Annotated in this window: 8 protein-coding genes; 4 read left to right on the top strand and 4 right to left on the bottom strand. The window is 38.7% G+C overall.

Going from position 1 to position 12898, the window contains the following annotated elements; genetic code table 11:
• Positions 1 to 223 precede the first annotated feature (223 nt).
• The gene (locus AACU33_RS26755) at positions 224 to 541 is read right to left on the bottom strand and encodes a DUF3155 domain-containing protein (RefSeq protein WP_096592396.1); all 318 of its coding nucleotides are present in this window, start codon (positions 539 to 541) and stop codon (positions 224 to 226) included.
• A gap of 280 nt (positions 542 to 821) precedes the next feature.
• Here AACU33_RS26755 and AACU33_RS26750 point away from each other — a divergent pair, with 280 nt between their 5' ends.
• Positions 822 to 2156, top strand: coding sequence for a GAF domain-containing sensor histidine kinase (locus tag AACU33_RS26750; RefSeq protein WP_096592393.1), 1335 nt, complete (start codon positions 822 to 824; stop codon positions 2154 to 2156).
• Between the two features lie 22 nt (positions 2157 to 2178).
• Here AACU33_RS26750 and AACU33_RS26745 read toward each other — a convergent pair whose 3' ends face one another.
• Both AACU33_RS26745 and AACU33_RS26740 read right to left on the bottom strand, forming a co-directional pair.
• Complete coding sequence (locus AACU33_RS26745) at positions 2179 to 3420, bottom strand: S-layer homology domain-containing protein (protein ID WP_096592391.1); 1242 nt, start codon at positions 3418 to 3420, stop codon at positions 2179 to 2181.
• A 365-nt stretch (positions 3421 to 3785) separates the two neighbouring features.
• Positions 3786 to 4481, bottom strand: a complete 696-nt coding sequence (locus AACU33_RS26740) for a conjugal transfer protein TrbI (protein ID WP_096592388.1) — start codon at positions 4479 to 4481, stop codon at positions 3786 to 3788.
• Positions 4482 to 5039: 558 nt separating this feature from the next.
• Between AACU33_RS26740 and AACU33_RS26735 the strand changes: the two genes are divergently transcribed.
• On the top strand, positions 5040 to 5264 hold the full coding sequence (locus AACU33_RS26735) for a hypothetical protein (RefSeq protein ID WP_096592385.1): 225 nt from the start codon (positions 5040 to 5042) through the stop codon (positions 5262 to 5264).
• Between the two features lie 136 nt (positions 5265 to 5400).
• Here AACU33_RS26735 and AACU33_RS26730 read toward each other — a convergent pair whose 3' ends face one another.
• Positions 5401 to 7707: an NACHT domain-containing protein gene (locus AACU33_RS26730; protein WP_096592383.1), complete on the bottom strand. Its 2307-nt coding sequence runs from the start codon at positions 7705 to 7707 to the stop codon at positions 5401 to 5403.
• Between the two features lie 162 nt (positions 7708 to 7869).
• Between AACU33_RS26730 and AACU33_RS26725 the strand changes: the two genes are divergently transcribed.
• Positions 7870 to 8046, top strand: a complete 177-nt coding sequence (locus AACU33_RS26725; protein ID WP_339376313.1) for a hypothetical protein — start codon at positions 7870 to 7872, stop codon at positions 8044 to 8046.
• 653 nt (positions 8047 to 8699) lie between these two features.
• The gene (gene sbcC, locus AACU33_RS26720) at positions 8700 to 11726 is read left to right on the top strand and encodes an exonuclease subunit SbcC (protein WP_096592380.1); all 3027 of its coding nucleotides are present in this window, start codon (positions 8700 to 8702) and stop codon (positions 11724 to 11726) included.
• The last annotated feature ends 1172 nt before the right edge of the window (positions 11727 to 12898 follow it).

Genomic DNA, 12898 nt, shown 5'->3' with positions numbered 1-12898 from the left:
AATGTCGCTCCCGCTTTAAGACACTTTTCGCTTTATGCTGACTTCCTTGTGCATTATGAAACTCTAAATCAACCCATGCAAACAAGCTTGGTTTGAGACAAGTTAGCTCTACTGGCAAATCAACTACAAGTTAAAAAAATGAAGTTTTTGCATAACAGGAGCAATTTCGCCAGTTAAATGATTGTCAGAAGTCACATAAATGCGTAAGATAACCATTTATAGTTTAGCGAGCAGCCAAAGCTAGGTTTTCCTGACCAGTAGGAGCTTCTAAGATCCTGAGGCTGGGAAACAAGAAATGGTTCTCTTCGACGTATTGAGCACCAAACAGTCCCTTTTCTGCCCAGAAATAACGGTCTGTGGTGTGTTCGTTCCGTTTCACAAGTAGCAACGCAGGTGGTGTGATTCCTTCAGCTTGAATAAATTTTCTTGCTGCTGTCACAGGTTTTTCTTCACCACTCTCGATGCTATATTGAGGCACATGCTCCAGAATTCGACGCCCTTCTTGGCGACGACGACTTTTCCGTTTCCGTCTCCTTGCCAACCTATTTTCCTCCTCTTTCAAGCTATAGATTGTAGTGATAGCTACAAAATCCGTCGTAATTATATAAGTTCTAGTTCAAAAAATCAACAGTTTTTAAGCTTTCGATACAACCTAATTAATATCTTTAAAAATAGAGAAATCAAAATTGGGGAATATATAATTCCCTAGGGCAAACCATTACTAAGAAGATTTAGTTAAGCTTTATTAAATAAGCGAGGGAAAAATTCCCCTCTTCTTTAATTTACCCTCAAATTCTATAATCTTGAGCAAAATCTGAAAAATGTTAATGTCTGCCAGTTCTGATTTTGTTGCTCTATGCCGAGAGCAAATAGCACTGTTAACCCAAGGGCTAGGAGCATCGTTAAGTGTGGTCTACTTAACACAAGAATTGGTAGAGGCTCCCACAGGGGAAGCCAAACTGATTCCGGTGGTGATATACCCAGAAACGGCAAGATTAAGGCTATTTGAGGGGAATGCGGCGGAAAAAACACCTGAGCAATTGAAAGTGAGGAATGTTTTGGCATTACCTCAAAATCATGGAAAATTATTGACAGGTAAGGCAGAAAGCTCTAATTCCTCACAGGAGGCTGAGACATCAGAAGAAGAATATTTACTTAGTGAAAACCAAATTGTTTTACCCTTAATCCATGAGGGTGTGATGATGGGGTTATTAGTAACTGGTAGGGAAGACAGGGCTTGGAACGAACAAGAACAAAGCGAGATTCAGAGAATCGCCCAAACCCTAGCGATCGCCTGTATTTTAGATCAGCGTCGAGCTTGGTTACAGCAGCAATTGCATCAACAACAAATCCTGCAAGAACAGCAGCGAGATTTGCTAGATAACCTCTTGCATCAGTTTCGCAACCCGTTAACGGCAATCAGAACCTTTGGTAAACTGCTGATGAAACGGTTACGTTCTGGCGACCCTAATCGGGATGTAGCTGGCAATATAATTCGCGAAAGCGATCGCTTGCAAGAATTATTGCAACAGTTCGATCGAGTAATTGAATTAACGGAAGCAGATTTAGCACCTCTGTCACTCTCAGAAAATGAAGTAGTTGTAGAAGCAACTATCCAAAAAGAATCAAAGCCACCTCTGTTATTGCCAGGATCGGGAGAAAAAGCGGCTGACTGCGCCTTAGCAGATTTATTAGCACCATTATTAGTATCTGCTAAGGCAATTGCTCAGGAACGAAACCTACAATTAATCGCTAAAATTCCCCGAAATTTGCCCTTAGTCCGCGCTAATGTGAAAGCTTTACGAGAAGTATTAACCAATATCATCGATAACGCTTTGAAATACACTCCTGCTCGTGGCAAGATTTTGATTGAGGTAGGGCAAGAAAAAGATAATTTACAAGGAATTACTATTAGTGACACCGGCCCTGGTATTCCCCCAGAAGATTTGGAACGTATAGGAGAACGCCATTACCGGGGCGTGCAGGCGCAAACAGAGATTCCTGGGACAGGTTTGGGGTTAGCGATCGCGAAACAGTTAATAGAGCAAATGCAGGGCAAAATAGAAGTTTTTAGCCCTGCAATTAATTCCACAATCGCATCACCGAATGCACCAGGAACAACGTTTATTATTTGGTTGCCAGAAGTTGGGAATTAGCCCATAGTCGATTATTCATTCACTACTTGAGTGAAACCAACAAATTTTGATTGATTGTCATTTGTAGGTCGGTATCTGGGTCAATTGCAATTAAGTCAACACTGTTTTTCCCAAAGAACAACCCAATTAATGCACCAATACCAGCACCACCTAAGACTTCTTCTGTTGCAATTGCGCGATCGCCTGTTACCGCAGATACCGCAGCAGCTGCTCCTGCACCCAATACGGTATTCTGAATAATCGCACCAGTACTTGTACCTTTTTTAACTGTTTCTGTCTTGGTAATGACTTCAGAAGTAGCATTAACTGGATACTCTTGACCTGTAGTTAAAACTAGTTTTTCAGCAACAAATTGAGAACCACCTTGAGCAGGTTTTAGTTGACCGATTACTTGACTCCCAGCAGGAACTACTACAGTTCCTTCTTGTGTCACCACATTTTGCGATACTGTCAGGGTTAAAGGTGCTGTCTCATTCTTAGTCACAAGAATTTTTTCAGCCTTATCGTACTTCACAGGAATAGTAGTTCCTTGAGGAATTGTGATTGCAACAGGTGTGGGTGTAGTAGATTGAACAGCCACAATGTAAGGAGAGTTGATTGCTGAAGCTTGATTGGAACTAACTAACGCTTGATAGATAAAAGCTGCTACCTGTGCCCTTGTAGCGGTCGCTGTAGGATTAAGGAACTTCACATTGGGATAGTTGACCACAATTTGTTTTTCAGTGGCAGCAGCAATAGGGCTACGGGCATAGTCAGCAATATTATAAGCATCGTTGAAATATTGCAGAGTATTTTCGACAGTAGCACGAGGACTATATTCTAAACCGTTAGCAAGGGAAACCAAAACCTGCTGGCGAGGAATTGCTTGGTTAGGTTCAAAGCGATTCCCAGGATATCCAGATAGGAAACCGATGGTATAGGCTTGTTGAATGGCACTAGATGCCCAATAGTTGCTGGGTACGTCAGTAAAATTGATTGCTTGCCGTTGAGGTGCTTTTTGGAAAGCTTTGTTGACCATAGCGGCAAATTGAGCGCGTGTAACTGGTTCTTCTGGGCGGAAACTACCATCAGGAAATCCCGCAATTACACCCCGGACTGATAATTGTTGAATGAATTGTGCCGCCCAATAGTTAGATGAAACATCAGAAAAAGTAGTTTGAGCAAAAGAAGGTGCAGCAGTAATAAAGGGTGCTAGAGTACCTGCTGTGACGCTTAAAGCCATTAATGTAGCAGTTCCAGATTGCCAACGATTTAAAGCAAACATTATTTTTTATCCCTATACAATTTTTTGTTTTTCTTGTTAATTACTTAGACAATTTATTAATAATGAAGTTCCCAATTATTTTGTCATTTGATACAATCATTACTTAAGTCATAGATGGATAATAAAACTGTTGAGAAAAAGCTAAAACCAGATAATTATGTAATTACCTCATAAGTTATTATCTGCTTTGCTTCTAAATTAGTATGCCCAAAATCGAGTGAAGAATTAAGACGATAGAAAAATAAAATAGTTGCGGCGCAATAAGACTGTTATAACGTGCCAAAAATTATGCGATCGCCACTTTATTATCGGTGTGCGATCGCATATTGGAGATGATTAAAGTCACGACTTAAATTAAGTTAAGCCTAGTAGCGAGAAAGAACCAAACTAGAGTTCAAAGTGATATCCAAATCCTGTTCAGGTCGCAATACGAAGACATCAGCTTGTTTTTTCCGCAACAGTATACTTGCTACAGCACCAACCGCCGCACCACCCAGAGGCTCTAAAACTTCGATTTTGCGGTTCCCTGTAATTGCTGCAATTACAGTAGCAGCACCAGCACCGATAGCTGCATCTGTTAATATATTGCCAGTATCACTTCCTTTTGAAATCCTTTCAGTTTGGGTAATTGTTCTAGAAGAGGCATTAATTGGTTGACGCTTACCAGAAGCAAATACTAATTCTTGGGCTACGAACCGCACACCTTTATTGTTATTGTTATTATTCCTGTCGCTAGAAGATCTTCCATTAAGGTTTACAGGTTCGAGCCTGCCAACAACTTCAGTTCCACGAGGAATTAATACATTCCTGTTATTATCGATAATATCATTAGCGATTTTCAGCGTTAGAGGTAAACTCTCCCCAGGATTAACAATCACTTTCTCTTTTTCGTAAGTCACAGGAAACGTTACATTATAAGGAATGGTAATTGTTCGGGATTGATTAATATTGTATTGGGCACTAGCAGGAGCAGATGTAAATAAAGGAGTAATAGCACCTGTGGTTATTGCCATTGCCATCAGTGCAGCAGTTCCAGATTTCCAACGATAAAGGCGTGTCATAGTAGGGTTTCCGTTTAAGTTTGAGAGATATTTAATGACGCAGATTTACTGAGATTGTTTCTGAATATTTTTAAACTTACCTATAGGGATATTCCAAAAGTTAGGTGATTAAATGACGCGGGGTACTTGCGATTGTTCCTCAAGCTTTTTCTACTAATCTCTACAGGTAATATACTGTTGATATACGTTAGTAAATACTATTTATATCTTTGATGACGCTTTAATTGAAGAAATTGTTCCTCAACTTTGTATTTGCGTAAATAGAAGCGAATAGGCTGACAGCGAACTCTTACTTATATTGTATGTTTATTTGCTAGAAGTTAGAAAATGTTTTCTCTTACTGTTAGAATTTCTCAAATCAATGTGTAGAATAGCTACAAATGGAACATAGTAAAGCACAATACTGAATTGTCAACGCACTGGCTACCCTGGATTGGCTTGGGTATATGTTCTATGATGGAAAGAGAGGCAATTGGTATATAAATACTCCCAGCCAAGCGTTGCCAATTGCTATGATTTAACAAAAGGGTGATATTCCATAAGTTGAGACTAGTGATTATGGCAAACTGGACTGAAGAACAAAAACGAAAGTATGCAAGATTTCAAGAAATTTTAGAAGCAGGAAAACAGCGTTACGTGGATGCTGGTGGAAATCCTCAACGTTATCGTGCAGGTTTCAAGGGTAAGGATTATTTGACAGATCAAGAGCGAAAAGAAGCAGCAAAATTAATGCGTCAGATGTTTGGTATTTCTATTAAAAACGGTTATGTCTATTGTCAATGACGTTATTGAAATTTGCCTGCAATGAGTCATAAATAAATAGTAAGTAAAGCAAAATATTAGAGTAGTAGCTTTAATAAGCGATAGTGAAAACATCTAAAAATTTATATAACTGCTAAATAAAAATAACAGTTAGATATTAGACATATTTGCAAAACTGCTGCTGATGTTTTTTAATATCATCAATGGGTAATAGCAAAGTATTCTCTACATATTGTCGCACTTCACGGCTAACATAACAATCACTATTCAAACAATGTACTAAAAACTTATTGGCATCATAATATTGTTGAAGTAATGTCTTTTGGATAGTAGTAAACTCCCAATCATGACCAATATTGCGATATTTAATAATTATTTCTCGTAATTCCTTGCTCCAATATTGACTATCTGTTTTCCACCAATTTAAAAATCTTTCACTATCTTTTGTATTTGGTATTTTTTCTTTAAGTTGTTGCAACGAATCTTTGAGTTCTGGAGTTTGGGAGAGAGAGAAGGTGTGGAAGAGAGTTCTGGAAATGGAGAGTCTAAGGGAAATGGAGAGACCGAATGAGAGGGAGAGGGTTCTAGAGAGGGAAAGGTCAAGGTTGAGTGATAGGTCAAGATCGAGTAAGAGGTCAAGTGAAAGATCTCTGTCTAAGCCTAGATCTAAATCCCGATCGATACCGAGTCCGAAGTAAAAAGCTCTAACTGCTGCTGCTTTGTAAGTAACATCAACAGAACAAGATTTATCTCTTACCCATACAAGAAATTGTTGCAATCTCTGGTTCACAGACACTATCGCATCAATTTTCTCTTTCATCAACAACAATAACCTATCTGCACTTGGTGACATACCAACTGCTAGTAAAAAAACTTCTCGCCAGCGTTTTTCAGTAACATAATTGACAAGATTTTGTAACGCTTCTTCTGATGACTGTCTCACCACAACAAATTCTCTTGCAGTAAAATATTCATGAAATGTGAGATGGGAATATGAGTAAATCCCTTTTGCTCTTGCTACTATTAACCCATGATGATGTTCAATTGAACGTAAAACTTCCTCACTGTCGAGTTGTAATGCTTCCTCATCTGCATTAGCACCAGGTAAGTTACGAATGTAATTTGTAATGTATTGTTCTGCCATTTTCTGTTTGAAGAAATAGTCACCGCGCTCAAAAGTAATTAGAGCAATTTTACTCAGTAAGTCTTCTTTGCGTTGGACTGATAACTTTCTATAAATTTGATCGCGCTGAATTCCTCGCTTGGCATCCCATTTTTTCAATAACGCATCCAATCCTTCTTTATATAACTCAGAACGATTTGCTGGAAAATCACCTGATTCTTCAAACGCTAGGCATAAAAGCGTCAGCAGTAGAGGACTGGTAGCTAATTGTTTGATACGGTTATTGTCTTCAAGGCGTTTAATAAAACTTTCCGCTTTAACAGCTTTACCCTGAAACCATTTATTTGCAAAGTTCTTAATTTGTTTATCATCAAAATCTGCAACTTCTACCTCTGTGAATTTCTCAAAGGTATATTCCCGTGCGGCAATCCGGCAAGTCATTACAAAATTGCTATGTTGAAAGCGGTCAGAAAACTCACGAATCTCCTTTAAGATGCGGCTGTTGTCTTCTTCTCTAACCTCGTCTAAGCCATCAAGTAAAATTAACGCATTGCCATGATTGATGACATCTTGAATAAATAAAGTAAATTGTTTCTCTATAACACTAATTTTTGTAGAGATATGATTGATCGCATCTTCACAGATGTATTGTAATAAGCCAGGTTTATTTGTGGCTTCTGCAAAGTTTTTCAGCGTAACAAAAATCGGAACGCGTTCAGATTGAAACTTACCTGCAATACATTGAATCGCTAAATACTTCAAAAACGTAGTTTTACCTGCTCCTGGCTTTCCCAAAATCATTAGCTTGGGATGTTTCTCAACTGCTTCCTGTCCAGACACTCGTTTTTCAGTAATTTTGCCTAGCCCAAAGCGCTCAAAATCTCCATCAGTAAAATCTTTGAGAAATTCTGCAATTTCTTTGCGTCTCTGTCCAGTAATTTTCTCTAATATATTGACGTTAGTATAAATATCTTCTAAACCAACGGGTTGAGTCATATCTAGTACTCGCATTGTGCCACAGCGTTCTAAGATGAGGGGTTTTATCTTTTCGCGTATCTCTTGGGTTATGAAAGTGATATCAATGTGAGTATCCTGAGTCTGTTCTAACTTTGTTTCACTAGCTGGTTGAGTGACTATCTCTTCCCACTCAAGATCTAGCCTGTCGCAAATCTGGACAAAGAGATTGCGATCAACTGGCTTACCTGTAAAGAACTTTCCAACTGGTTGGCGAGTGATTCCTAAATCTTCTGCTAATGCTTTTTGAGTTAAAGAGTAGCGGATTAAAGCTCTTTTTGCTTGTTGAATACCTTCTGGAGAGCAGGAAAGCGATCGCCCAGTCATAGCCTCACCATAACGCTTGTGCTGATTTTAACGGTAAAATTCTGAATTCATACCCAGCGCATACATAACTCACCCAGATTGCAAGCTTGTATTCAAGCCGATCGCAAACACCTACCTGTAAAGCTAAGAATGTAGTGATTTACAGGATTCGGGAATAAACAAATGTTTTCGAGAAGATTTCCTTCCAGAGATGAAGTACTGGCTGTTGTAACTCTAATTATGGTGATTGGTTCTTTAACTCTCGCCATTATCGATGAGAAAAGTCGCCCGCAATTTATGGATCTGACAAAATTTGCGGTAGGTACATACGTAGGTATGTTAATACCTCGGTCTAAATAAAAGGAAAGCGATGTCTTTGACAAGCCGCTGCGCGTCTACGCAATTAGTGCCAGATCTGTCTTAACAACTGGTGCGGGTTGACATTTTTTAAGATTAATCACAAAATCAGATGCTCCCACTCTTTGGAGAAAACTTTAGGGCAGAAAATTCTCCCATAACCCCCATGAATTCAGTTGGCAACTTGGCAAATCTTGGGGGTTAATCTGGAAAATTTTAATTTTTTTGTGGTAAAGAGAAAATACTTTAGTCAACTCTCACCAGACACCTAAAGTCAATCTCACTTCAGTGATGCTCTCTCTACTACCCATATCTAAGCGGCTCAAGCAGAGGTTTAATTGATTTCTAACAGTGAATGTCAAAACCTTAAGCCAGTATCTCTAGAAGATTTAAGAGAAGAGAATTGTCTGTTACTGCCCTGCTTGTTTGATATATAAAGAAGTTAACAATCAAAAATCTTCTCGTTTCACACTAGTCAATTTTCTTTGAAGTTGAGAAAAATCCTTTGCTGAACAAGAAAAAACAGCTTATTATATTGTAAATTTTTGTAAAATTGAAGTCTTCAAGACTAGAATACTGATATGTAGATAGCTAAACTAACAAGAAGTACATCTTTACTGTTAATCATTAAAAGTTAATGTGGCGCAATAGCCTCAATGATCCCAGTACAACTAATTCTTAAAAATTTTCTCAGTTACCGTGAGGCAACTTTAGATTTTCGCGGTTTGCATACAGCTTGTATTTGTGGTTCCAATGGTGCGGGTAAATCTTCACTTCTAGAAGCTATTACTTGGGCAATTTGGGGTGAAAGCCGCGCCGCTGCTGAAGATGATGTAATTCATACAGGAGCTAAAGAAGTTCGGGTTGATTTCACTTTCCAAAGTAATCAGCAAAAATACCGAGTAATCCGTACTCGCGTTCGGAGTGGAACTAGCGTTTTAGAATTTCAAATCGAAACACCCTCTGGCTTTCGTCCGTTGACTGGCAAGGGGGTCAGAGCAACACAGGATTTGATTCTAGAACATATCAAGCTCGATTACGATACTTTTATTAATTCTGCTTACCTGCGTCAAGGTCGTGCAGATGAATTCATGTTAAAGCGTCCTGCTGAACGCAAAGAAATTTTAGCAGAGTTATTGAAACTCAATCAGTACGATGATTTGGAAGAACGAGCAAAGGAATCATCTCGTCAGTTTAAAGCGCGGGCGGAGGAATTGGAGCGTTCTTTAGAGTCGATTAAAATTCAGCTACAGCAACGCGAAACAACTCAGGCGCAAAGAGCCGAGTTAGAAGCAGAACTCAATCAACTGCAACAAGTGCAAGCTTTTGAGACGATTCAGTTACAAAGCTTGCAAGTTGTGCAGCATCAACGCCAAACAAAAGTAGAACAACTGAGTTTTGTCAGACAGCAATACCAAAATCTTACTCAAGACTGCGATCGCCTCCAACAAGAGCAGTTAGCTGTTAAAAGTCAAATTTCCGATTTAGAAAAATTACTAAGCCAAGAACCTGAGATAAAAGCTGGCTATCTTCAATATCAAAATCTGCAATCTCAAGAAGAAGCTTTTGCTACCAAATTTGAAGAATTTACCCGCGCCGGGCAAACTCGTCAACAAAAGCAACAGCAGCTTACCAAACAAATTCACGAAATTGAACGACAACTGCAACAAGCTCAAGCGCAATTAGAGGCTTTGCAGCAACAAGAGCGAGAAATTCAGCAAACTCTCACCAAATCTGGTGAGGTAGAAGCGGGTTTGACACAACTAGCAGCAGCGCGTCAAAGAGTAGCGCATCTCGATCGATTGCAAATGCAAGTGGCTCCTTTATTGCAACAACGCACGACTTTACAAAGCCAACTAGATCGATTTCATGCTGGTTTGGTAGCGCGCATGGAACAGCTAGCAACAACAGAAAACCAACTGCAACGCCAGCAGCGCCGCCAACCGCAACTGCAACAAGCAGTCATGGATGTGGCTATTCAAATTGAGGAATTGGAGAAAAAGCGGGTTTATTTGCAGCGAGTTCAAGAAAAAGGACAGGAAAGACGACATTTTATTGAACGGCTACAAGCGCACCAAAGAGACTATGAAAAACTGCTAGGAGAACTAGAGCAAAAACTGCAAATGCTCCAGAATCCGAATGCACTTTGTCCGTTGTGCGAACGTCCCCTAGATGAACATCACTGGAATCGAGTGGTAGAAAAAACTGAAGAGGAGTTAAAAGATACACAGGGGCAATTTTGGGTAGTTCGGGAACAGATGGCTGTCTCAGACAAAGAAATTCAGGTGCTTAGGAAAGAATACCGAGATATATCCCAACAATTGTCAGCTTATGATACTTTACGCGAACAAAGGGGACAGTTAGCTGCCCAGTTGGAAGCTACCAGCGATGTCGAACAACAACTACAGCAAATTGCTGCCGAAAAACAACATTTAGAGCGATCGCTACAATTAGGTGACTACGCCCCCGACAAGCAAGCCGAATTACAGCAACTAGACCAATATCTACAACAACTCAATTACAATGACCAAGATCATGCGCTTGCTCGTAGCGAAGTCGAGCGCTGGCGATGGGCAGAAATTAAACAAGGACAGATTAAAGACGCAATCAAGCGCCAAACTCAACTAGCAGCACGCAAACCAGAGCTAGAAGCCACTATTGCTCAATTAAAAACAAGAATCCAACAAGAGCAAACTGATTCTGACTGTGCCAAACAAATTGCAGCCCTCGATCGCTATATTACAGAACTCGGCTATAGTTCAGAGCAGCACAACCAGTTACGGATGGCTGTAAGGCAAAATCAATCTTGGCAGTTACGCTATCAACAGATGTTGTCAGCCCAGCAACAGTATCCTCAACTCCAGATGCGATCGCAAGAGTTAGAGGCTGCCAAAACCGCTAGATTGGCAGAACGGCAAACCCTCGCTAGCCAAATCGATACTATTCAAGAACAGCTAGAAGAAACTGCTAACCCAACTGCTCAAATTCAAGCTTTAGAACAGCAACTTCAAGTACGAAGAAGACAATTAGACGAACAAATAGCCAAGTTAGGACGTTTAGAACAGTTGGCGGTACAACTGGAAGCATTACAAATTCAGTACGAACAACAACAACAGCAATTACAAGCTTGCAAGCAGCAATATCGCGTGTATCAGGAATTAGCGCAAGCATTTGGTAAAAATGGTATCCAAGCACTGATGATTGAAAACGTGTTACCTCAACTGGAAGCTGAGACAAATCAATTGCTTTCACGTCTAAGTGCCAATCAGCTACACGTACAATTTATTACTCAAAAAGCTGGACGTAACGGAAGATCAACCAAGAAAAATGTCAAGCTGATAGACACTTTAGATATTCTCATTGCCGACGCTAGAGGAACGCGGGCTTATGAAACTTACTCTGGTGGGGAAGCCTTTAGAATTAACTTTGCTATTCGATTAGCCTTGGCGAAATTATTAGCGCAGCGGGCGGGGGCGGCGTTACAGTTGTTAATTATCGATGAAGGTTTTGGCACTCAAGATGCAGAAGGATGCGATCGTTTGATTGCAGCAATTAATGCGATCGCATCTGATTTTGCCTGTATTCTCACCGTTACCCATATGCCTCATCTTAAAGAAGCTTTTCAAGCCCGAATCGAAGTTAACAAAAATCAACAAGGCTCGCATCTACATTTGTTAACTTAAGATTAATGTCGATCGTAAAAAATGTAGTCTTATTTACAAAAGCTTGAATTTATGGCGATCGGCTAATACCGAGTTAAAAACAAGAATGTGACATAGAAATAACAGCCTCTCATCAAATGGTTCTACGGTGTGAGGAATCTGTTACAAAGATTTTTTGAGTTTGGATCGTCTAGTTTATATTCTAAATACTTGTCTGCATCAGAGTTTGGTTAATCCATCTGTTGCAATTTATAGTATTGCCCAGTTTATCGAGGTAGAAATACATCTGTGTTCTCACTAAATTCCAGATGCCTGCGGCAAAACTAATTTTCTTAAAACGAGAACTATTATAATATTCTAATTAATATTAATTATTTGTCAAATTTAATACTAAATAAAAAGAAATATTATTGTTTAATTTCTCGTTTATAGCTAGACGAAACTCGTTTTCTAGTTAAGGTAAGAATAAGAATATTTTTTTATAAATCTAAGTTAAGAGATTATTAAAAAATATAAAAATAAATTTAAACTTAAGTTCAACATATTAAAAGCTCAGAATTTTAATATAAAAGTTTTATTGAAGTTAAAGAAACTTCTATGTGAGTTAATTTCTCACATGGGCATGAATATTTTGCAGAATAATATAATATTTTATTATTCGGAAACCCACAATTATCCGACTAAAACTTATAATGCGCTAGGCTACGAACAAAATAATAAGAAAAAACAACATTAGGTAGAAAAGTAGAAAGAAAATATTTGATTTTTCATGTCTGCTGTTATCTAATTAGCTATCAATATTTGATCGTCTGTCTTGAGACAATTATGAGATGTCTAAACACCAAATAATCTATATAAGCTGAGTCTAAAAATACAGAATATCTCCAAAGTCAGGAAATTATGACTAACATACTGAAAAAATTGGTAGTTACCAAAATTTTAACTCAATCTCAAAAAAATATAAAAAAAGCCAGTATAAAGAGCAAAATTACTTAAAATACTTAGAAAAAGTGGCTATTAGCTATATATTAACCAGGTTATCAAGATGCACAACTCAAGAATATTCACGGTACTCAAAAGTACGATATTTACAATATTTGAAACTTTCCTAATCCTCAGGATAGTTAATTCATTCACCTGGTTAAGAGCAAAAAATATTTTTTTATATCTAGCAAACTCCTTATTCTCTAAAT

This window comes from Calothrix sp. NIES-2098, assembly GCF_963875125.1.
GTDB lineage: Bacteria > Cyanobacteriota > Cyanobacteriia > Cyanobacteriales > Nostocaceae > Aulosira.
This window is presented reverse-complemented; position numbering and strand designations above follow the sequence as displayed.